The organism is Streptococcus sp. 27098_8_22, from assembly GCF_041432415.1.
GTDB lineage: Bacteria > Bacillota > Bacilli > Lactobacillales > Streptococcaceae > Streptococcus > Streptococcus pseudopneumoniae_M.
Map to the genome: position 1 here is coordinate 1 of NZ_JAPVZP010000007.1, position 23,942 is coordinate 23,942.

14 protein-coding genes, 2 pseudogenes and 1 other annotated feature (1 of these 17 running past the window's edge) are annotated in these 23,942 nt (G+C 40.1%); of the genes and pseudogenes, 13 read left to right on the forward strand and 3 right to left on the reverse strand.

What is annotated here, in order from left to right; all coding sequences use genetic code 11:
- Both O3633_RS07760 and O3633_RS07765 read right to left on the reverse strand, forming a co-directional pair.
- Positions 1-233: pseudogene (locus tag O3633_RS07760) on the reverse strand (ATP-dependent Clp protease ATP-binding subunit); the annotation flags it as partial.
- Positions 234-629: 396 nt separating this feature from the next.
- Positions 630-860, reverse strand: coding sequence for a DUF1797 family protein (locus O3633_RS07765; protein ID WP_000443576.1), 231 nt, complete (start codon positions 858-860; stop codon positions 630-632).
- A gap of 196 nt (positions 861-1,056) precedes the next feature.
- Here O3633_RS07765 and O3633_RS07770 point away from each other — a divergent pair, with 196 nt between their 5' ends.
- The 6 genes and pseudogenes from O3633_RS07770 to O3633_RS07795 all read left to right on the forward strand — a co-directional run bounded on the left by O3633_RS07770 (position 1,057) and on the right by O3633_RS07795 (position 13,118).
- Positions 1,057-1,740 carry an amino acid ABC transporter permease gene (locus O3633_RS07770; RefSeq protein WP_371620906.1) on the forward strand — a complete coding sequence of 228 codons (684 nt, stop codon included), beginning with the start codon at positions 1,057-1,059 and terminating at the stop codon, positions 1,738-1,740.
- Positions 1,740-2,474, forward strand: a complete 735-nt coding sequence (locus tag O3633_RS07775) for an amino acid ABC transporter ATP-binding protein (protein ID WP_371620907.1) — start codon at positions 1,740-1,742, stop codon at positions 2,472-2,474. The genes O3633_RS07770 and O3633_RS07775 overlap by 1 nt, the downstream gene beginning before the upstream one ends.
- A gap of 132 nt (positions 2,475-2,606) precedes the next feature.
- Entirely contained in the window at positions 2,607-3,461 is an 855-nt protein-coding gene (locus tag O3633_RS07780) for a bifunctional methylenetetrahydrofolate dehydrogenase/methenyltetrahydrofolate cyclohydrolase (RefSeq protein WP_371620908.1), read from the forward strand.
- A gap of 237 nt (positions 3,462-3,698) precedes the next feature.
- Positions 3,699-11,315, forward strand: a complete 7,617-nt coding sequence (locus tag O3633_RS07785; protein ID WP_371620909.1) for an SIALI-17 repeat-containing surface protein — start codon at positions 3,699-3,701, stop codon at positions 11,313-11,315.
- Positions 11,316-11,442: 127 nt separating this feature from the next.
- Positions 11,443-12,266, forward strand: a pseudogene (locus tag O3633_RS07790) (phosphate ABC transporter ATPase).
- Positions 12,267-12,269: 3 nt separating this feature from the next.
- Positions 12,270-13,118 (forward strand): NAD(P)H-hydrate dehydratase, encoded by an 849-nt coding sequence (locus O3633_RS07795; RefSeq protein WP_371620910.1) that lies wholly within the window; start codon positions 12,270-12,272, stop codon positions 13,116-13,118.
- A 23-nt stretch (positions 13,119-13,141) separates the two neighbouring features.
- Here the strand turns inward: O3633_RS07795 and O3633_RS07800 are convergent, their stop codons facing one another.
- Entirely contained in the window at positions 13,142-13,327 is a 186-nt protein-coding gene (locus O3633_RS07800; protein WP_371620911.1) for a hypothetical protein, read from the reverse strand.
- A gap of 118 nt (positions 13,328-13,445) precedes the next feature.
- On the opposite strand from O3633_RS07800, the gene O3633_RS07805 reads away from it, so the two are divergent.
- The 7 genes from O3633_RS07805 (at position 13,446) to pgdA (ending at position 23,820) form a co-directional block, all read left to right on the forward strand.
- Entirely contained in the window at positions 13,446-15,899 is a 2,454-nt protein-coding gene (locus O3633_RS07805) for a bifunctional DnaQ family exonuclease/ATP-dependent helicase (RefSeq protein WP_371620912.1), read from the forward strand.
- A gap of 32 nt (positions 15,900-15,931) precedes the next feature.
- Entirely contained in the window at positions 15,932-17,155 is a 1,224-nt protein-coding gene (locus O3633_RS07810; protein WP_371620913.1) for an FtsW/RodA/SpoVE family cell cycle protein, read from the forward strand.
- A 10-nt stretch (positions 17,156-17,165) separates the two neighbouring features.
- Positions 17,166-17,717: a DJ-1 family glyoxalase III gene (locus tag O3633_RS07815; RefSeq protein ID WP_371620914.1), complete on the forward strand. Its 552-nt coding sequence runs from the start codon at positions 17,166-17,168 to the stop codon at positions 17,715-17,717.
- 105 nt (positions 17,718-17,822) lie between these two features.
- A complete protein-coding gene (locus O3633_RS07820) occupies positions 17,823-18,386 on the forward strand; it encodes an HAD family hydrolase (protein WP_371620915.1) in 564 nt (187 codons plus the stop codon).
- Between the two features lie 27 nt (positions 18,387-18,413).
- Positions 18,414-20,360, forward strand: a complete 1,947-nt coding sequence (gyrB, locus tag O3633_RS07825; protein WP_371620916.1) for a DNA topoisomerase (ATP-hydrolyzing) subunit B — start codon at positions 18,414-18,416, stop codon at positions 20,358-20,360.
- An 80-nt stretch (positions 20,361-20,440) separates the two neighbouring features.
- Positions 20,441-22,168, forward strand: a complete 1,728-nt coding sequence (gene ezrA / locus O3633_RS07830) for a septation ring formation regulator EzrA (protein ID WP_371620917.1) — start codon at positions 20,441-20,443, stop codon at positions 22,166-22,168.
- Positions 22,169-22,428: 260 nt separating this feature from the next.
- Positions 22,429-23,820, forward strand: coding sequence for a peptidoglycan-N-acetylglucosamine deacetylase PgdA (pgdA, locus tag O3633_RS07835; RefSeq protein WP_371620918.1), 1,392 nt, complete (start codon positions 22,429-22,431; stop codon positions 23,818-23,820).
- A gap of 88 nt (positions 23,821-23,908) precedes the next feature.
- Positions 23,909-23,942: a sequence feature (ribosomal protein L20 leader region), on the forward strand (it continues 97 nt past the right edge of the window).

Here is a 23,942-nt window from a genome sequence, read left to right on the forward strand (position 1 = left end):
ATATTGTTGTTATTAGAAGAAGGTCTAAAGTTGTTGAGATCGTTAAAGAAGTCTCCAAAGGGATCAAAATCACGGTTGTTTAAATCTGTAATTCCTTTAAATAAGCTATTGTTAGGATCTGTTTTGATAATTTTGTAGCAATTTTGGCAAAGATCGATTTGCTTTTGTTGTCCATTGAGATTGGTATAAAGATGAATCGTTGAGTCATTGATTTTACAGTTTTGACAGAGCATACCGCCACCTCATTTCTTTCTTAGTCTTGACTAAATCTAAAAGGTCAAAAATAGTCAAACAAGTATATAATTTAATTATATCATGATTATTGGGCAATTCAAGTAAAAAGATTGAATACTAGCACTATAAATAGTAGAGCGCTAATCTGGAGAAGATTTTGATAGCAAGAAAAAAATCCTATTTGTCATACAAAAAGGATTCTCGTTAGTGAAAGGCGGTGGGACAGAAATCGATAGACAAAGTCTCGATTTCGTAGTCCCAGCCCCGCGAAGATGATTAGGAGTTTTGGGAGTCTAAAAGACGAACGAAAAGTCCAATCAGCTACCGCGTCAAAGTTTGATTGCTAATAAAAAGTGAGGTCGGGATCTTTTGTCCCAACCTCTGTATATCTATTATTAGTATAGAAGTTCGTAAATTTCCATCGCAATCAAGTCGATGCTGTCAAAAGTATATGTTTCACGAGCTTCAACATCACGAAGTGTAAAGATTGGGCCATTTTCTTCATCATGGTTAAAAGCAACTTCAGCTACAACAACTCCCTCGCGCTCAAAGTTACGTTTTAAGTTACCACCATCTTTTGTCATTGCTTCTAGGCGGTTGATGATTCTAACCAAATGTGATTCCATTTTGATTCTCCTCCATTTCTTATCGTTACTATTTTACCATAAAGAGTATCCACTTGACTAGAAAAAACTAAGATTTCTCGCTATTTCTGTTTTCTTTGAAATTTTATTGAAAATAAAAGGAAAAAGATTGCATTTTTATTCAAAACATGTTATACTCATACAAGTTTTAAGTTAGAAATTAGAAAGTAGTGGATTTATGAATTTTTCTTTTTTACCTAAATATCTGCCATATTTTAACTATGGTGCTCTTGTAACAGTCTTGATCTCTGTTTTGGTTGTCTTTTTGGGGACAATTTTAGGGGTAGTCTTGGCTTTTGCTCAACGTTCTAAAATGAAGCCCATAACTTGGCTTGCCAATGTTTATATTTGGATTTTCCGTGGAACACCTATGATGGTACAGATCATGATTGCTTTTGCTCTTATGCATATCAATGCCCCGACTATTCAAATTGGAGTTTTGGGAGTTGATTTTTCACGTTTGATTCCAGGTATTATCATTATCTCTATGAATAGTGGTGCCTATGTATCAGAAACAGTTCGTGCTGGTATCAATGCAGTACCTAAAGGTCAATTAGAGGCGGCTTACTCTCTAGGGATTCGTCCTAAAAATGCCATGCGCTATGTCATCTTGCCACAGGCTATCAAGAATATCTTGCCAGCCTTGGGGAATGAGTTTATTACCATTATCAAGGATAGTTCACTCTTGTCAGCAATCGGTGTTATGGAATTGTGGAATGGAGCTACTACGGTGTCAACAACCACCTACTTGCCTTTAACTCCACTCTTATTTGCAGCCTTTTACTACTTGATTATGACCTCTATCTTGACACTAGCCTTGAAAGCTTTTGAAAATCGTATGGGACAAGGAGAGAAAAAATAATGACTGAAACGCTTATAAAAATTGAAAACCTTCATAAAAACTTCGGGAAGAATGAAGTTTTAAAAGGGATTAATCTTGAAATCAAAAAAGGGGAAGTTGTGGTGATTATCGGACCATCTGGTAGCGGTAAGTCAACCCTCCTTCGCTCTATGAATCTCCTTGAAGAAGCGACAAAAGGAAAGGTTATCTTTGAAGGAGTAGACATTACAGATAAGAAAAACGACCTCTTTGCCATGCGTGAAAAGATGGGAATGGTTTTCCAACAGTTCAATCTCTTCCCCAATATGACAGTGAAGGATAACATCACGCTTTCTCCTATCAAGACCAAAGGGGAAAGTAAGGAAATTGCTGAGAAGAGAGCGCATGAGCTCTTGGAAAAGGTTGGTTTACCAGATAAGGCAGATGCTTATCCACAAAGTTTGTCTGGTGGGCAGCAACAACGTATCGCTATTGCTCGTGGTCTTGCCATGGAACCAGATGTCCTACTTTTTGATGAACCGACTTCTGCCCTAGACCCAGAAATGGTAGGTGAAGTACTAGCGGTTATGCAAGAACTTGCTAAGTCAGGAATGACTATGGTCATCGTGACGCATGAGATGGGCTTTGCGCGTGAAGTGGCAGACCGTGTCATCTTTATGGCTGACGGTGTTGTTGTCGAAGATGGAACTCCAGAGCAAGTCTTTGAACAAACCCAAGAACAAAGAACCAAGGATTTCTTGAGTAAGGTTTTGTAAGAATATCATGAAAAGCTCCAAGTGGGCTTTTTCTTATAGTTTCAGACTATAAGGTCTCTTAGGTAAGAAGTGTTAGAGGGACAAGTGTTTTTTTGATATAATAGAAGATATTTGTTAGAAAAGAGAAAACACATGACACAGATTATTGATGGCAAGGCTTTAGCAGCCAAGCTCCAAGGACAATTGGCTGAAAAGACTGCAAAATTGAAAGAAGAGACAGGTTTGGTTCCTGGTTTGGTGGTTATTTTGGTTGGGGATAATCCAGCCAGTCAGGTTTACGTTCGTAACAAGGAACGTTCAGCGATAGCTGCAGGTTTCCAAAGTGAAGTCGTGCGAGTTCCTGAGACCATTACCCAAGAGGAATTATTGGATTTGATTGCCAAATACAATCAAGATCCAGCTTGGCATGGGATTTTGGTTCAATTGCCTTTACCAAAACACATCGATGAAGAGGCTGTTCTACTAGCCATTGATCCAGAAAAGGACGTGGATGGTTTTCATCCGCTCAACATGGGGCGCCTTTGGTCTGGTCATCCAGTTATGATCCCTTCAACTCCAGCTGGCATCATGGAAATGTTTCACGAGTATGGGATTGAACTAGAAGGTAAGAATGCAGTTGTCATTGGTCGTTCTAATATCGTCGGTAAACCAATGGCCCAGTTGTTATTAGCTAAGAATGCAACTGTAACCTTAACCCACTCACGAACACACAATCTTGCCAAGGTAGCTTCTAAGGCCGATATTCTTGTCGTAGCAATCGGTCGTGCTAAGTTTGTGACTGCTGATTTTGTCAAACCTGGGGTTGTTGTCATTGATGTGGGGATGAACCGAGATGAAAATGGCAAGCTCTGTGGCGATGTTGACTATGATGCTGTTGCGCCAATCGCTAGCCATATCACACCTGTACCTGGTGGAGTTGGGCCTATGACCATTACCATGCTGATGGAGCAGACCTATCAGGCTGCATTGCGTAGCTTGGATAGATAATACAATCATTTATTCTAGATAGTGAAGAAACAAGTTCTAAAAAATGAACTTGTTTTTTCTTGCACTTATTTTAATAAAATTACAGTAAAACTTCTACAAATTATTGAAAAAACTCTACTATTTTGATATATTAAAAACATCAATATTTATATGGATAAAATAAGTAAGCGTCTAGAGGGAGGTTTATTTTTTGGAGTAAAATGTAATCGCTTACTAGAACATTGGAAAGGAACAATAATGGATAAGAGATTTTTTGAAAAACGGTGTCATTATAGTATTCGTAAATTTGCCATTGGTGCGGTTTCAGTTATGATTGGAGCTAGTATATTTGGTCTTCAGGTGGCTCAAGCAGCTGAAACCGAAACAGCAAGTCCCAGTGAGGAAACGATTCATCAAGTTCAACCTTTAGATAAGCTTCCAGATGAGGTTGCTGCAGCAATTGCAAAAGCTGAGCAAAATGGCTCACAAGATTCCGCTACTGAAAAAGAAAATGATACTGTTGAATCTGCAAAACCAATAACTGAAGAAAAGGTGACTGAGGCAACAAGTCCTAAGGAAGAAAAGGAAGCGGAAGTAGTCAGCCCTAAAGAAGACAAAGTTGAAAAAACTGAAAAACCTGCTGCTGAAGTAGAGGGGAAAGAGTCTACAATTTCAGAAGGAAGTTCTGAAAAGCCAGCAGTTCGAGAAGAACATACTGATACACCTAATCAAAATAAACCTGTAACGGATGATAAAAGCAAGGAAGAAAAAGCTTCTTCAAGTGAATCACCTCAAGCTACAAAAGAGAAGGAAAAAGAAAATCAGCTCCTTGAAGAGAGAAAACAAAATTTCAACAAAGACTGGTATTTTAAATTAAATTCTCAAGGTGATTTTTCTAAGAAAGATGTAGATGTTCATGATTGGTCTAAGTTGAACCTTCCTCATGACTGGAGTATCTATTTTGATTTTGACCACAAGTCTCCTGCCCGAAATGAAGGTGGTCAATTAAACGGGGGTATTGCCTGGTATCGTAAGACCTTCACGGTTGACGAAGCTGCCAAGGACAAGGATGTTCGGATCAACTTTGATGGTGTCTACATGGACTCTAAGGTCTATGTCAATGGTAAATTTGTAGGTCATTATCCAAGTGGTTATAATCATTTTTCATACGATATTACTGAATTTTTAAATAAAGATGGTAGTGAAAATACCATTGCTGTCCAAGTTACCAATAAGCAACCAAGTAGTCGTTGGTACTCAGGAAGTGGTATCTATCGCGATGTAACTCTGAGCTATCGCGACAAGGTGCAGGTAGCTGAAAATGGAAATCATATTACAACTCCAAAATTGGCTGAACAAAAAGATGGCAATGTTGAAACACAAATCCAAAGCAAGATTAAAAACACTGCCAAGACTTTAGCCAAGGTATTTGTGGAGCAACAGATTTTTACCAAAGAAGGTAAGGCTGTTTCAGATTTGGTTCGTTCTGTAACTAAGAGTCTAGCAGGAAATGAGACAGCAGACTTTAAGCAAACGATTTTGGTTAATAAACCAACTCTCTGGACAACAAAAAGCTACCATCCTCAACTCTATGTTCTAAAAACCAAGGTTTATAATGACGGGCAGCTAGTTGATGTGACAGAAGATACTTTTGGTTATCGTTATTTCAACTGGACAGCCAAGGAAGGCTTCTCTCTTAATGGCGAGAGAATGAAATTCCATGGAGTTAGTATCCACCATGACAACGGAGCCTTGGGAGCAGAAGAAAACTATAAGGCAACCTATCGTAAATTAAAACTCCTGAAGGATATGGGAGTTAACTCTATCCGTACAACCCATAACCCAGCAAGTCCGCAGTTGCTCGATGCTGCAGCAAATCTAGGACTTTTGGTGCAAGAAGAAGCCTTTGATACTTGGTATCGTGGCAAGAAAACGTATGACTATGGACGTTTCTTTGACCAAGATGCAACTCACCCAGAAGCCAAGAAGGGTGAGAAGTGGTCTGATTTTGACCTCAGAACCATGGTCGAACGTGATAAAAATAATCCATCTATCGTTATGTGGTCACTCGGTAATGAAGTTGATGAAGCAGATGGTGGCGAGCGTTCACTGGAAACAGCCAAGCGTTTGAAAGCGATCATCAAAGCAATTGATACAGAACGCTATGTGACCATGGGGGAAAATAAATTTAGTCGTAGATCAAGCGGCTTGTTCTTAGAATTAGCAGCAATCATGGATGCTGTTGGTATGAACTATGGGGAACGGAATTATGATGCGGTTCGTAAGGAACATCCAGATTGGTTGATTTATGGTTCTGAAACCTCTTCAGCGACTCGAACTCGAGATTCTTATTTTGATCCTGCTCATTTACTCTGGCACGACAATCGCCCAAATCGTCACTATGAACAATCAGACTATGGTAATGACCGTGTAGCCTGGGGTAGAACAGCTACTGAATCTTGGACTTTTGACCGTGATCGTGCTGGCTATGCAGGTCAGTTTATCTGGACTGGTTTTGACTATATCGGTGAACCTACACCATGGCATAACCAAGATAATACACCAGTAAAAAGCTCTTATTTTGGTATCATTGATACGGCAGGCTTGCCTAAGAATGATTTCTATCTCTATCGTAGTGAATGGTATAGTGCCAAAGAAAAACCAACTGTTCGTATCATGCCTCACTGGAATTGGACTGAAGAAACGCTCAGGGAACGTAATATGCTGGTCAATGGTAAGGTTCCAGTTCGGACCTTCTCAAATGCCGCTAGCGTAGAATTGTTCTTGAATAACGAGTCCCTTGGTAAGAAAGAATTTGTTAAGAAAACAACTGAAGATGGGCGCCCTTATCACGAGGGAGCTAAACCAAGTGAATTGTATCTTGAGTGGTTGGTGGACTATAAACCAGGTACCTTAACTGCTATTGCTCGTGATGAAAATGGCAAAGAGATTGCGCGTGATAGTGTGACAACAGCAGGGGAGCCAGCTAGAGTTCGACTCACCAAGGAAGAACATGTCATCACTGCAGACGGAAAAGATTTGTCTTATATCCATTATGAAATCGTTGATGAAGATGGCAATGTTGTTCCAACAGCTAACAATCTTGTTCATTTCAATCTTCATGGGCAAGGACAAATTGTCGGTGTGGACAATGGAGAACAAGCTAGCCGTGAACGTTATAAAGCTCAGAAAGATGGTACATGGCAAAGAAAAGCCTTCAATGGTAAAGGTGTTGTCATTGTAAAATCTACTGAAAAAGAAGGTAAATTTACTCTATATGCGGATTCTGCAGGATTGGCTTCTGACAAGGCGACGGTTACAACTGTTTTAGGCAAAAAAGAAAATCGCCATTTTGTCGCTTTTGCCCCTGTGAAGGCAAGAACTGATGTCAGCGAAAATCCTAAATTGCCAGAGACTGTGACAGCTATTTATAGCGATGGTAGTGTAGAAGAAAAAGCTGTGACTTGGGACATCCCAGAAGATCTCCTTTCAAGTGCTGGTGAGAAAAAAGTCCTTGGTAGTGTAGAAGGACTCGAAGCCAAGGCTGAAGCCCTTGTCAAGGTAGTTGCGCTTGATAAGTGGTTGCCAAAAGTAGCAACTGTCCCAGTTGGTACAGCTGTTGAAAATTTGGACAAGACTGTTACGGCTGTTTTATCAGATGGTAACTTGGTTGATGCGGATGTCGTTTCTTGGACCTTGAAAAATCCTGATGCCTTGAAAAAAGAAGGTGGACGTACTGAAGCAACTGGTAAATTGGAAGGCAATGACTACGAGGTTACGGCAACCTTTATCGCGAGTGATAAGGAAACAGAAAGTACTGTTACAGGTCTCACGGTTGGTGACAAGTCTCTTGAAAACTTTGAGCCTGGAAAGACCTACTACCGAGTATCCCTTCCTTATACTGCTAAAATCCCAAGTGTTGGAGCACAAACTACTGGCTACCAAGTAACTGTTCAACAAGCTTCATTAGCTAATGATTATCAGGCTTCTGTATTTTTGAGTGACCAGAAGGGCGATTTAGTTCAAACTTATTTGATTCAGTTTGTAAAAGAAGCGCCTGCCTTGACACGCTTGGAAGTAAGCGTTGAAGGAAAAGAGACTGCAACAGAAGACCAAGTTCTCCCTTATCATGTCATTGGGCACTACGAAGATGGTACACAAACTGAATTTTCAGCGTCAGATATCCATTTGGAAGTTAAGTCAGCTGATGGTGCTCATCTTGAGGTGAATGGTCAGAACTTGCTTCTTTACAAGAAAGGTAGTGTAACCCTCACTCCTCGTATTGACAATCAAACTGATAAGACTCAGTCTGTAGCAACTGAACTTGTGATAAAAGAAAATACAGTAGCCAAGAAAATTGTTAAGCTTCATCCTGTTTCAATCTCTACAGACATCAATCAGCAACCGAATTTGCCTGATCAAATCGGAGCAGAATTTGATAAGGGCTTGCCTCGTAAGGCAGCTGTAACTTGGGACAAGGTAGATGCCAAAGAACTTGGTTACTATCATAGCTTTACCCTTAAAGGTCATGTAGAAGGAACAGATATTGAAGCTCTTGCCAATGTAACTGTTGAAGGTTTGCAGGTTGCTGAAGAAATCAGCCTCACTCTTCCTAAGGGTGAAACTGTTCAATTGCCAGCTAACGTACGTGCCTACCATTCTAATGGAACAACTGTCTATAAAGATGTCCTTTGGGACAAGGTTCCTGAGAACTTTAGTCAGACTGAAGGTATCTATGAAATCAAGGGTCAATTGGTTGGTAGCCATTTGACTACCAAGGCCCATGTCCGTGTTTCTAGTCAAGTTGTTGCTGGAAACAATATCTCTAAACAGTGGACTGGTTCTCAATTGCCAGCTGCTATTGTATCCAATACGGGTGGTGATGATTCGGCTAATACTTTGAACGACTTGACAGTTTCAAGAGCCAATACAGATGTTAAGAATCGATGGACTACATGGCAAACAGGTACAGATAATGATTGGGCGTCTATCTTGTTTGGTAATTCAGGAGATTTGACTAAACGCTTTGTCGATAATCTTTCCGTTGATTTCTATACAGATGGTGCAATCGGACTTCCAAAAGAATATGTCATCGAATATTATGTTGGTCAAGAAGTTCCAGATCTTCCAAACGATGTCAATCATGCTCAAGGAGATACCAAGCATCCATTTAACAATGCTGCCAACTGGAAAGAAGTTGAACATCTCAAAGCTCCAGGACAATTATCCGCAAGCCAAACTAACCACTTTACATTTGATAAGGTTGAAACTTATGCTGTTCGTATGCGTATGAAGAAGGCAGATGGAAAGGCTGGTGTTGGTTTAACAGAAATCACTATCTTAGGAAGTAAGGTTCCAAGTGCTACCAGCTCAGAAATTTCTATCCAAGTAGATGGTAAGAAGCTCGAACATTTCAATCCATCTAAGACAGATTATTATATTCCTCAAGCAAGCAAGGAAATCACTGCCACAGCCAGCAACAACGGTTTGGTAACGGTTGTTCCTGCAACAAGTGAAAAAGGTGCGACACGCCTTATCTTGAAAGCTGAGGATGGAACCATCTTGAAAGAATATCGCATCTTCCGTGATGATGAAAAAGAAACAACACAACCAGTAGCTACGGAAAATAGTGCTCAGACCTTGAATGTTGGTGATCAACTTCAATTGCCTGCAGAGGTAACAGTCTACTATCCATCACAGACTGGCTGGGTTAAGGCTAACCTTTCTGTCCAATGGGATGCAGTGCCAGAACATGCGACTGCTCAAGAAGGTAGTTTTGAAGTCCTTGGTCATGTTCTAGGAACAGACTTAACAACCAAGATGCAAGTAACAGTTGTTACAAAAGGTAATCAAGTCATTTCAGAAAATGCAAATAATAATGAGACTGATTCTAAAGCCTTTGCGTCTACTACAAATGACACACAAGCAGCTTCTCGGGATAAGATTTTCTATATCAACGATGGGCACTTTAACGAAGATGGACGTTGGACTAACTGGTCTCGTACTCCGAAAGACCAAGAAACATCTGTGGGAATTCTCTTTAAGAAGAATGGTCAGATTACACCTCAATCTGTTGGAAAAGTAGCCATTCAATTCTTTAAAGACAGTGGAACAGACGCACCAGCAAAAATGGTACTGGAAAGATATGTTGGTCCTGCCTATACAGAACCAAGCACCATTTCTCGTTATGAAGAAAATGCGGATCATCCATTTAACAAGGCAGAAAACTGGCAAGAAATTCCTTATAAGGCATCTGGAGAAATCGTGGCTGGTAAGCCAATCGAATTTACCTTTGATCCAATTGAGACATCAGCCATTCGAGCACGCATGACTCGTAAATCGACAACTAATGGTCTAGCAATGGTCGAGTTTAGTGCTTACTCTCCTGCTAAAGCAAGAGATGAGGAAACTCCTTCAGTATCCATTTCGGTTGCTGGAAAAGCATTAGAAAACTTTGATCCTGAGGTTTCAGATTATACAGTGAACTTAAATGGCACTAAACCACAGGTGACTGCTCAAGCAAGTGGTCACGGTGTGACAACGGTTGTTGAGTCTAGTCAGGATAACCTTCCTACTCTTGTCCGTCTTCTTGCTAAGGATGGTAGTCTTGTCAAGGAATATCGTATTCACTTCAAGGCTAGTCACCGTATAGTTCCTGAAGAAGGCGACCAAAGTCCTGTTCTCGAACGACCAAGTCTAGAAGTTGTCAAGACCGAAATTCCATTTAAGGAAATTATTCGTGAAAACAATGATTTAGCTCAAGATGAACGTCGTGTAATCTCAGAAGGTAAGAAGGGTGAAAGAGTTGATTATGTTGAGGTTCTAGGATCTAACCGTACAACTGTTCATACAGATACGACTGAGGCGCAAGATCGAATTGTTGAAGTTAAGGTTAAACCAGTCATTACTACTAGCAAAGGTGACGATCCAGCTCCAGTCGTAGAAGTTCCAGAATTTGAGGGCGGTGTCAATGCAGTAGAGGCTGCTAAGAATGAGTTGCCAGAATACACAGATGTAGTCGGCACAGTAGGCGACGAACCAGCTCCAGTGGTAGAAGTGCCAGAATTTGAGGGCGGTGTTAATGCAGTAGAAGCAGCTAAGCATGAGTTGCCAGAATACACAGATGTAATCGGCACAGTAGGCGACGAACCAGCTCCAGTGGTAGAAGTCCCAGAATTTGCAGGTGGTGTCAATGCAGTAGAGGCAGTTAAGAACGAAGTCCCAGAATACACAGGTGGCGTCAATGCGGTAGAAGCCGCTAAGAATGAATTACCAGAATACACAGGAACAGTAGCTACAGTGGGGAACAAGCCAGCACCAAGTCTTGTTAAACCAGCTGAAGAGATCCGAATCTTGACTGATAAGGAAACTGGAGTTCTGGTAGCAGGGATAACTAAAGAGTTATCTAAAGACCTCAAGCTTCAAGTTCAAAAGGTACTACGCCAAGAATTAGCTGGTAAACACTATGATGCGTATCAGGTGAAATTACTAGATAAGGACAACCAAGAAGTTGAACTCAAAGGTGCTGTCCTAGTGAGATTACCAGTTAAGGGTCAGGTTCAAGAGGTTTATCACATGAGCTTAGATCAAGGATTGCAGGTTCAAAAGGTGACGCTAGTAGGTGATATGCTTGAATTTACAACCAAAGATCTAGGACTTTATGCGATTGTCTATAAAGAACAAAACCAAGAACCGGTAGAACAAGCTCATGGGCCAGCGGTTAATGGAGAGATTCTTGAAAATGCTTCAGAGAAAGTAGATTCAGCAAGACTTCCTGAAACAGGTGAAAATCAATCTGATACAGCTGCCTTCCTAGCAAGTCTCAGTCTTGTTTTATCAGTAGCTCTACTAACAGTTAAACGTAAAGAAAAATAAGGACTGATAACTCCCAGCTCTAAAAAACTAATCATTATAAATAAAGGAGAAGATAGCATAGTCTTCTCCTTTATTAATTGGGTAGTGAGGTGTATAATTGAAGTAAGAGAGTTTGAAGAGAAGGACCATGATTGTAAAAGTTTGTAATGCAGATTATAGTCTCCAGTGGGATGGAATCTATCAATTTGCTCTTGAAAACTATCCACAGATTCAAGAATGGGAATTGGAGAAGCTAGCAAAGTTTATTGCTTATGAACAGGACCATCGTCATCAGACCATTATGGAATGTGAGGATCTTGAATTAAATATACAAATTCATGATTACTTGCAAGAGCATAGCTTTTTTCCTCCCTAAAGACCAAGTCATCGCCTTGTAGCTTCTACCTATGATATTCAGAGGAAGTTGGTTACTTCAAATTATTGTAGTCATATTTGTACAGTTGAAGTGGCTCAGGCTATTTTTCAGACTGGAAAACTCATGTCGGCGGTAAAAGTATTTGGTAAAAGTGGGGCTGAACTAGTTACAGATAGTCGTAATGCAGCTTCTGATCCAGCAGACTATTTTGACTATATCATGTTCGGATGGTCTAATACGACTTCGGGTTACCGACTCGCTATGGAGCGTTTGTTAGGACGGGCACCGTCTGAGGAGGAATGCAAGAAAAGTTCATTCCTGGCGTTAGTTTTCATTTTCTGTATGAAGAATTAATTCAAGCGCCAGGTTATATCTTTGATGGCTATCATGTTGCGAAGGTAAGAGATAGGTTAGATTTGGATACCTTTCTTCATTTGTGTGTCATCCCGTCAAAAGATAAGGCTTGTTTTGAAGATTTGATTTCTAGTCAATTACAAGATAGAGTGATTTACCTAGACTATGAGGGAGAAGGGTTACAGGATTGGAATACTAAGGTTAATCAAGTGTTACATAGTAAGGTTAAGTTGAAGGAGTAGTGTATGAAAGAGATTGATCAAGCTCTACTGAAAAAAGTTATCATCGAGCGTTCTCGTTCTAGTCATAAGGGAGACTATGGGCGTCTTCTCTTGATTGGAGGGACTTATCCCTATGGGGGAGCGATTATTATGGCTGCCTTAGGGGCTGTTAAAAGTGGCGCAGGATTGGTGACAGTAGCAACGGATAAGGAGAATATTCCAGCTCTGCATAGTCATCTGCCGGAGGCTATGGCTTTTGCTCTTGACGATAAGCAATTGCTGGAGCAACAGTTGCAGAAAGCAAGTGTTGTCTTGGTCGGACCTGGACTAGTGGATGATAAGCGTGGAGAAAAGCTTCTCCAAACAGTCTTTCATCATTCAAATCAAGACCAGACCCTCATACTGGATGGTGGCGCCTTATCCATTTTTGCTAAGACGGGAATGAAATTTCCTAAAGCTCAGCTTGTTTTAACTCCTCACCAGAGGGAATGGCAAGTCTTGTCAGGCTTAGATTTGGATTCCCAAGGAAGCAAGGAAACAGGAGAGGCTTTGATGAGTTTTCCTTCAGGAACGATTTTGGTTCAAAAAGGTCCAGCTACTCGAATCTGGCAAGCCGGACATGCTGATTTTTATCAGCTGGGTGTTGGCGGTCCCTATCAGGCGACTGGCGGCATGGGGGATACTCTGGCTGGGATGATCGCTGGCTTTGCAGGCCAATTTCCACAAGTTAGTCTCTATGAAAGAGTGACAGTAGCGACCTATTTACATTCAGCAATTGCTCAAGAACTAGCTGAGGACAATTATGTCATCATGCCAACTACGATTAGTCAACATATCCCAGGCTTCATGAAAAAAATACAAAAAGACACCTGAGGTTTTCAGGTGCCTTTTAAGGATTAGAAGAGTCCTTTGACCTTATCAACAAGATTACCGATTCCTTCTGAGCCTGAAACTAAAACGTGTGCTTGGTTAAGATACTCACCGAGTTGATCCTTATTTTCTTCGACAAAGGTTTTTGCGGCAACCAAATCTTTTTTCTCGATTAGCTCTTTTACTTGATTAAACAAATCTAATGGGTTCATGATGCCCCTCCTTTTCTAAACTTCTATTCAATCATTTTTTAGAAAAACTTGCAAGAAACTTGACCCTTCCAATAAAGTTCATGGATGTCAAATTGTGTAAATTTTGATATAATTTTTAATGATGAATTTTAGAAATGATCGTTACGTGGTCGTGGATTTAGAGGCGACCAGTACCGGAAGCAAGGCAAAAATTATCCAAGTGGGAATCGTGGTCATTGAAAATGGCGAGATTGTTGACCAATTTGCAACGGATGTTAATCCCCACGAACCCTTGGATTCTCATATCAAAGAATTAACGGGCTTGACCGATCAGCGACTAGCAGAGGCACCGGAATTTTCTCAGGTGGCTGGAAAAATTTTTGACTTGGTCAAGGACGGTGTTTTTGTTGCGCACAATGTCCAGTTCGATGCCAATTTGTTGGCAGAATTCCTCTTTTTCGAGGGTTATGAATTGCGCACGCCTCGTATCGATACAGTGGAGTTGGCTCAGGTATTTTATCCTCAGCTTGAAAAGTATAATCTGGGGATTCTCTGTCAAGAGTTGGGAATTTCACTAGAAAAAGCCCATACTGCCTTATCAGATGCCCAAGCAACAGCAGAGCTCTTTCTTTGTATGCGACAAAAAATGTTTGGACTGCCAAAAGGCTTATTGGAGCGCTTGTTAAGTTTGTCAGATGGTCTATTATATGAGTCTTATCTGGTCATCGAGGAAGTTTATCAGAAGCAGTCAATCCTAGTTGAACATGATTTAGTTGAGGTGCAGGGTCTGTTTTTGAAAAAGGAAAAACCAGCCCTTTCTCCACGTAAACTATCTAAAGATTTCCAAACCAATATTGCCTTGTTGGATTTGGAAGATAGAACCCCACAAGCTAGTTTTTCTCAAAAGGTTCAAGATTTTCTACAGAATGAGAAAATTGCTTTTGTGCAAGCTCAGACTGGAATTGGGAAAACCTACGGCTATTTGTTACCCGCTTTATCACTAGAAAACGAAAAAGGAATCCTTCTCAGTGTTCCTACTAAAGTTCTACAAAATCAAGTGATGCAAGAAGAGGCTCGTAGATTGGAAGAGGTCTTTCACCTTTCGATTCATAATCTTAAAGGACCACAGAATTATCTAAAACTAGATGCCTTTCATCATGCACTAGAGGAAGAAGAGTCCAATCGCTTGTACACACGTTTTAAGATGCAACTCCTAGTTTGGTTGACCGAAACAGAAACTGGAGATTTGGATGAGATTGGACAACTTTATCGCTACCAGCAGTTTTTACCAAACTTGGTACATGATGGGAATCTTCCCAAAGCTTCTCTCTTTTGGTTAGAGGATTTTTGGAGACGGGGGCAGAAAAAAGCTCGCTCTTGCCAGCTACTTGTGACCAATCATGCTTATCTAGTTACCCGACTTGAGGATGATCCCAGTCTACTAGAGGGCCGTCTCTTGATTTTGGATGAGGCCCAGAAGATCTTACTAACTTTGGAAAGTCTTTTACAAAAGAGTTTCGTTTTAAATGACATAGTAGACCAGCTAGATCAAGCTCTAGTTCGAGAAGAAGGGACGCTTCAGAGACGCTTGATGGAGAGTATTCGCTTTGAGCTTTGTCATTTGATGGACCAGTTCCTATCTGGCAAACGAAGAATGTGCTCTGCGACAACAATGGCACAACTCCAACAGGATTTCTCAGAGTTAGAAGTTCAAGGTTTCAAGGACTGTCAGCGATTTTTCTGCACTGATGGAGAATTTTGGCTATCAGCCTCAGACTTGTCTAGCAAGAAGGTTGTCATTTCTTCCAGTCGCAATCAACGTCTGCTCTTTTCGGAAATCTTTCCAGAGAGTTGTCAACTCTTAGCTGTCTCTGCAACCTTGGAAATTAGTAGCAGAGTATCTTTACCAGAACTAATGGGATTCCCGCATGCAGCCTTTGAAAGACTGGATGAGAATTTTCAAGAAAATCAAGAAATTTTGGTTGTTAAGGATTTTCCATTGGTGACTGAAACCTCTCAAGAAGACTATGCTCATGCTCTTGTAGAAGTGCTGGAAGATTTGTCTTATCTTGAAGAGCCCATGCTTGTTTTATTCACTTCAAAAGACCTTTTGTTGCAGGTATCAGATTCTTTATCTCTTTCTCATTTAGCCCAATATAAAAACGGAGATCCGGCTCAACTCAAGAAACGATTTGAAAGAGGAGACTCTCAACTCTTACTAGGGACAGGAAGTTTTTGGGAGGGAGTTGATTTTGCAACTCACCCTCGAGTGATTGAAGTGGTGACACGCCTGCCCTTCCAAAATCCAGAAGATCCTTTTACGAAAAAAATGAATCAGGAACTGCGTCTTGAAGGGAAAAATCCTTTCTACGACTATCAACTGCCAATGGCTATTATTCGCCTCAAACAAGCGATAGGTAGAACCATGCGTCGTCTTGGACAACGCTCCTCTGTCCTTATATTGGATAGTCGAATGACAAGCAAGCGATATGGAAAGCAGATTGGCAAGGCCTTGTCACAGACTAGTCGAGTGAGAGAAGTTGGCAAAGAGCAAGTATTCTCAAAAGTTCAAGAATTTTTACACAAAAAATAAAATAAACATCTGAAAGAATGAAGGAGACCTTTATGAAACGTTCTCTCGACTCTCGAGTCGATTATAGTTTGATATTGCCAGTATTCTGTTTGCTGGTGATTGGAGTGGTGGCTATTTACATAGCTGTCAGCCATGACTATCCTCAAAATATTTGGCCTATTCTAGGTCAGCAACTAGCATGGATCGTCTTGGGAATTATCATCAGCTTTGTAGTCATGTTTTTTAATACAAAATTTTTATGGCAGGCGACTCCCTATCTCTACGCCCTAGGTCTAGTCCTCATGGTTTTACCCTTGGTTTTTTACAATCCCAATTTAGTGGCAGCAACAGGGGCAAAAAACTGGGTGTCAATTGGAGGAGTGACACTTTTCCAACCTTCCGAATTCATGAAAATTTCCTATATTTTGATCTTGGCTCGGGTCATTGTTCAATTCACACAGAAACACAAGGAAAGTGAACGAACGATTCCTTTAGACTTCCTCTTGATACTGTGGATGATTATCTTCACGCTACCAGTCTTAGGTTTACTGGCCTTGCAGAGTGACTTAGGAACGGCCTTGGTTTTTGTCGCCATCTTTGCTGGACTAGTCTTGCTCTCTGGCGTTTCTTGGAAAATTATCATTCCAATTTTTGCGACAGTTGTATCAGGAATTGCAGGATTTTTGGCAATTTTCATCACAAAAGATGGGCGTGCTTTCATACATCAAATCGGGATGCCAACCTATCAGATTAACCGTATCCTTGCCTGGCTCAATCCCTTCGATTATGCTCAAACGACTACCTATCAACAGGCGCAAGGGCAAATCGCCATCGGTAGTGGAGGTCTGTTTGGTCAAGGATTTAATGTATCCAATCTCTTAATTCCCGTTCGAGAGAGTGATATGATTTTTACCGTCATTGCAGAAGATTTTGGTTTTATTGGTTCTGTCCTTGTAATTACACTTTATCTCCTACTTATCTATCGAATGTTAAAAATCACTCTGAAGTCCAATAATCAATTTTATACCTACATTTCAACTGGCTTCATTATGATGCTCTTGTTCCATATTTTTGAAAATATCGGTGCGGTGACAGGCCTCCTTCCTCTGACAGGGATTCCTCTGCCGTTCATTTCCCAAGGGGGATCAGCCATTATCAGTAATCTGATTGGTGTTGGTTTGCTTCTATCGATGAGTTATCAAACGCATTTAGCCGAAGAAAAGAGCGGTAAGACAAGATTTAAACGGAAGAAAGTTGTTTTGAAAAAAGTTAAATAAGGAGTAAATCATGGCTAAAGTAGCAGTTATCTTAGCAGAAGGCTTTGAAGAAATCGAAGCCCTAACAGTTGTGGACGTATTACGTCGTGCCAATATTACTTGTCATATGGTTGGTTTTGAAGCCCGAGTGACGGGATCACATGCCATCCAAGTACAAGCAGATCGTGTGTTTGATGGTGATTTATCTGAGTACGACATGATTGTCTTACCAGGTGGTATGCCAGGTTCAGCTCACTTGCGTGATAATGAGCAATTGATTGCTGAACTTCAAAAATTTGAGCAAGTTGGTAAAAAAGTAGCAGCCATTTGTGCAGCACCAATTGTACTGAATCGAGCTGGTCTCCTCAAGGATAAAGTGTTCACCTGCTATGATGGTGTCCAAGAGCAAATTGCTGATGGCCACTATCGCAAGGAAACAGTAGTTGTTGATGGTCAACTGACTACTAGTCGCGGGCCAGCAACTGCCCTTGCATTTGCTTATAACCTAGTAGAACAACTTGGTGGAGATGCAGATGCTTTAAGAGAAGCCATGCTCTATCGTGATGTGTTTGGATTAGATTAACTAAAACGAGAGGAATCTATCAATTAGGGGATTCTTCTCGTTTTTTACTGTTAAAATAGAAGGAAATCGTCGCTTTTTTGATAAAAAAATGCTATAATGAAGGGTATGAAATATCACGATTACATCTGGGATTTAGGTGGAACTTTACTTGATAATTATGAGACTTCGACCGCTGCTTTTGTGGAAACATTAGCTCAATTTGGAATCGAAGAAGAACATGATAAAGTTTACAATGCCTTGAAAGTGTCAACTGCTTTTGCGATTGACCAATTTGCCCCAACAATAGAGCATTTTTTAGAAAAATATAAGGAAAATGAAGCGCGAGAGCTTGAACATCCTGCCTTGTTTGAGGGAGTACCTGCTTTATTGGAGGAAATCTCAGACCAGGGAGGACGGAACTTTTTAGTTTCGCATCGCAATGACCAAGTTTTGGAAATCCTTGAAAAGACTGGAATTGCTGACTATTTTACAGAAGTAGTAACAGCTAGCTCTGGCTTTAAGAGAAAACCAAATCCAGAGTCTATGATCTATTTGCGAGATAAGTACAAGATAAGCTCTGGAATCGTTATTGGTGATCGAACTATAGACATTGAAGCTGGACAAGCAGCTGGTTTAGCGACGCATCTATTTGAAAATATCGTGACATTGAGACAAGTATTAGACATGTAAAAAAGGAAAATAAGAAAAAGGGAAAAAATGACAGAAGAAATCAAAAACCAACAGGCACAGGATTATGATGCCAGTCAGATTCAAGTTTTGGAAGGTCTGGAAGCCGTTCGTATGCGTCCTGGAATGTATATCGGGTCGACTTCAAAAGAAGGTCTTCACCACCTAGTCTGGGAAATCGTTGATAACTCTATCGATGAGGCCTTGGCGGGATTTGCTAGTCATATTCAGGTCTTTATTGAGCCAGATGACTCTATCACGGTTGTTGATGATGGACGTGGTATCCCTGTTGATATTCAAGAAAAGACAGGCCGTCCTGCCGTTGAAACTGTCTTTACCGTTCTTCACGCTGGAGGTAAATTTGGCGGTGGCGGATACAAGGTTTCAGGTGGACTCCACGGTGTAGGTTCATCCGTTGTAAATGCTCTTTCTACTCAGTTGGATGTTCGTGTTCACAAAAATGGAAAAATCCATTACCAAGAATACCGTCGTGGTCATGTTGTCGCTGACCTTGAGGTGATTGGAGATACGGATCGTACTGGAACAACCGTTCACTTTACTCCAGACCCAGAGATTTTTACAGAAACAACAACCTTTGATTTCGATAAATTAAACAAACGTATCCAAGAACTCGCCTTTCTGAATCGTGGCCTTCAAATCTCCATCACTGACAAGCGTGAGGGACTTGAACAAACAAAACACTACCACTACGAAGGTGGGATTGCGAGTTATGTTGAGTATATCAATGAAAACAAGGATGTCATTTTTGAAAAACCAATCTACACTGATGGAGAAATGGATGATATCACAGTCGAAGTAGCTATGCAGTACACAACTGGTTACCATGAAAATGTCATGAGTTTCGCCAATAACATTCATACACATGAAGGTGGAACCCATGAACAAGGGTTCCGTACAGCCTTAACCCGTGTCATTAACGACTACGCTCGTAAAAACAAACTCCTCAAAGACAATGAAGATAATCTAACAGGTGAGGATGTCCGTGAAGGATTGACTGCTGTTATCTCTGTGAAGCATCCAAATCCTCAGTTTGAAGGACAAACGAAAACTAAACTTGGAAATAGTGAAGTTGTCAAGATTACCAACCGACTATTTAGTGAAGCATTTTCAGACTTCCTAATGGAAAATCCTCAGATTGCTAAGCGTATCGTTGAAAAAGGGATTCTGGCAGCTAAGGCGCGTGTCGCAGCCAAGCGTGCGCGTGAGGTTACTCGTAAGAAATCTGGTTTAGAGATTTCAAACCTTCCAGGGAAATTAGCAGATTGTTCCTCAAACAATTCAGCTGAAACTGAACTTTTCATCGTCGAAGGAGATTCAGCAGGAGGTTCTGCAAAGTCTGGTCGTGACCGTGAATTCCAAGCGATTTTACCAATTCGCGGTAAAATCCTCAACGTTGAAAAGGCCAGCATGGATAAAATCCTTGCCAATGAAGAAATCCGTAGCCTTTTCACAGCTATGGGAACAGGCTTTGGTGCCGAATTTGATGTCAGCAAGGCCCGTTACCAAAAACTCGTTATCATGACGGATGCCGATGTTGATGGAGCCCACATCCGTACCCTCTTGTTAACGTTGATTTATCGTTATATGAAACCCGTTTTAGAAGCAGGTTATGTTTATATAGCTCAACCACCAATTTACGGTGTTAAGGTCGGCAGTGAAATTAAAGAATACATCCAACCTGGAGCAGATCAAGAAACCCGTCTACAGGAAGCCTTAGCTCGCTATAGTGAAGGACGTTCAAAACCAACTATTCAGCGTTATAAAGGTCTTGGAGAAATGGATGATCATCAACTTTGGGAAACAACCATGAACCCAGAACATCGTCTCATGGCGCGTGTATCAGTTGATGATGCTGCAGAAGCAGATAAAATCTTTGATATGCTCATGGGTGACCGCGTAGAACCACGTCGAGAATTTATCGAAGAAAATGCTGTCTACAGTACGCTTGACGTTTAAAAAAATTGGGAAATAGTTCCCATGGTTTGAAAAATATGATATAATCATTACATTGTTTCAAGTATAAAAAGGAGTTTGATATGTCTGATAATCTGTTGATTATTACTATGATTGCAATCGCGGCTCTTCTGATTATTGCATATGTTGTGGCAGTTTTGTTACGCAAACGCAATGAAAAGAGGCTGGCAGTATTAGAAGAAAGAAAGGAAGAGTTGTATAACCTTCCAGTTAACGATGAAGTAGAAGCTGTTAAGAATATGCATCTGATTGGTCAAAGTCAGATTGCATTTAGAGAGTGGAACCAAAAATGGGTAGACCTATCACTCAACTCATTTGCGGATATTGAGAATAATCTGTTTGAAGCAGAAGGGTACAATAATTCATTTCGCTTCTTGAAAGCTCAACACAAAATTGATCAAATTGAAAGCCAGATTACCCTTATCGAAGAAGATATTGCTTCCATTCGAAATGCTTTGGCAGATCTAGAAAAACAAGAATCCAAAAATAGTGGTCGTGTCTTGCATGCTTTAGATTTATTTGAAAGCCTGCAGAAAACAGTCGCAGGAGATTCTGAGAAATATGGTCAAGCACTTCCTGAAATTGAAAAACAATTGGAGAACATCCAATCTGAATTTTCTCAATTTGTGACGCTAAACTCTTCAGGAGATCCAGTTGAAGCAGCAGGGATTTTGGATAATGCTGAAAATCATATTCTCGCTTTGACACATATCGTAGAGAAAATTCCAGCAATTGTTACTAAACTAACGACTGAACTCCCTGATCAACTTGAAGATCTAGAGGCTGGCTATCGTAAGTTACTTGATGCTAACTATCACTTTGTAGAGACTGACATTGAATCACGTTTACAGTTGTTGTATGAAGCTTTGAAAAATAACCAAGAAAATATTAAAAAATTGGAATTGGATAATGCTGAATATGAAAATACTCAGATTCAAGAAGAAATCAATGCTCTCTATAATATTTTCACACGAGAGATTGCTTCTCAAAAAGTTGTTGAAAACTTGTTGTCAACACTTCCAACCTACCTTGACCACTTAAAAGACAATAATCAAGTCTTGGTGAAAGATATCGAGCGTTTGAGCAAGTCCTACTTGATGGCTGAGAGTGATGTAAATCATGTTCGTCGTCTTCAAGTGGATTTGGATTCCCTAGAACTTACAGTTAGCGATTTGACTTCAGAACAAGAGGAATATTCAGAAGCTTACTCTGTATTGGAAGAACGTTTAGAAAATGTTCAAGCTACATTAAAAGAAATTGAAGATGATCAAGTTTCAGTGAGCGAACGTCTAGTACAGATTGAAAAAGATGATGTTAATGCTCGTCAAAAGGCAAATGTTTACGTCAATCGACTTCACACAATCAAGCGCTACATGGAAAAGAGAAATCTTCCAGGAATTCCACAGAACTTCTTGAAGTTGTTCTTTGCTGCTAGCCATAGTACTGAGGATTTGATGGCAGAGTTGGAACAGTCACAAGTCAACATTGAGTCTGTCAATCGTATCCTAGAAATCGCGTCACATGATATGGAAGTTTTGGAAACAGAAACATACAGTATCGTGCAATATGCTACCTTGACAGAACAGTTGCTTCAATATTCTAATCGCTACAGATCATTTGATGAAGGGATTCAACAAGCCTTCCATGAATCTTTAGAAATCTTTGAAAATGCCTTTGATTATCAAGCATCTTTTGAAAAGATTTCCCAAGCTTTGGAAGTTGCTGAACCAGGAGTAACAAATCGCTTTGTTTCTTCATATGAAAAAACAAGAGAAATCATTCGATTTTAATCAAGTGAAGGCGGTGGGACAGAAATCGATAGACAAAGTCGCGATTTCGTAGTCCCAGCCCCGCGAAGATGATTAGGAGTTTTTGAGTCTGAAAGACGAACAAAAAGTTCAATTAGCTACTGCGTCAAAGTTTGATTGCTAATAAAAAGTGAGGTAGGGATCTTTTGTCCCAACCTCTTTCTTTTACCGATCTTTTTCTAAAAATGGACATTTTCCTATTTATCATTGAAATTATAGGCATGATTTGATATGATAAGACTATGACAAAAAAAAGAACAAGCCGTAAAGTAAACGACAGAAAGAGAAGAAATTTGTGGATTATTGTGGGGCTTCTATTCTTCACAATCTTAACATTAGGAGCAGGTATTGCTTATAAAGTCTTGACGAAGCAAGCTTTTGAGCAAAAAATTGAAGCACTGAAAAAAGAAAAAGATGATTCCTATTCACAAGGAAGTCAGAAAGATCATTTTCGTAAAGGGCAGGCAGAAATCATCACCTACTATCCTATGACGGGGGACAAGGTCATTACCCCTGTTCAGGATATCATTGTAAAAGATATCACGGATAAGGTAGAAGATAAGGAAGATTTGATCTTTTACTACTCTGAGAAAGATTCTTCTTCTATCAAGGGTGTGGAGAGTCATCTTGTGAAAAAACAGGTCTATGATTTGAGTGATTCTACTGTTGTAGAATTAGAAAATACATCATTGGATCAGCTTTATCTTAAGGAAGATGGGACCCTGTTTACTTTAGATCAGCTCTTTACAGATGCTAGCAAAGCCAAAGAAACATTTCTTGAGAATATCAAGTCAACGCTCCAAGATAAAAAGCTTGAACAAACTCTTGTTGATCAAGTAATAGCCGATTTTTCAGCTACCGATTTATCATCTTGGAAGTTCGCTTACAAAGATAGTCAATTGGTGTTATATCCAGTCAAAGAAACTAATAATGTAGAAGAAATAGCTTTGCCTATTTCAGACTTCTTTGATGTTATCCAATCGTCCTATCTAACTGAAAAGGATGCAGAACTTTATAAGAAGGCTCAGGCTGAGAAAAATAAAAAAGTAGTAGCTCTTACCTTTGATGATGGACCGGACGGAAATACAACACCACAGGCATTGGATATCTTGGCTAAATACAAGATTAAAGCAACTTTCTTTGTCCAAGGAAAGAATATTGCAGGTAATGAGTCGATTCTTAAACGTATGCAGTCTGAAGGTCATGAAGTTGGAAACCATAGTTGGAATCACCCAATTTTAACAAAACTGTCATTGGAAGATGCTAAGAAACAGCTCACAGATACCGAAGACGCTATTACAAAAGTTCTTGGAAAAAGTTCTAAATTGATGCGTCCGCCATACGGTGCAATCTCAGATGATATTCGCAATAGCCTTGATTTAAGCTTTATTATGTGGGATGTGGATAGTTTGGATTGGAAGAGTAAAAATGAAGCTGCTATTCTAACAGAAATTCAACGTCAGGTAAGCAATGGATCTATCATTTTGATGCATGATATCCATCAAACATCTGTTAATTCATTACCAAAGGTAATTGAGTATCTGCAGGGACAAGGTTATAGTTTTGTTACTGTATCAGATCTACTCAACACTCGTTTGAAGCCACATGAGATTTACTATTCTCGTAACCAGTAAGGTCATTGTCGGCAAATATTTAGAAAAAATTAAAAAAAGATAGTTTTAATCTTGACAAGTAGGGGAAAATTTGATATCATATAAAAGTTGAGAAAAGCAGAAGTGAGAACTTCTCGCCTTGC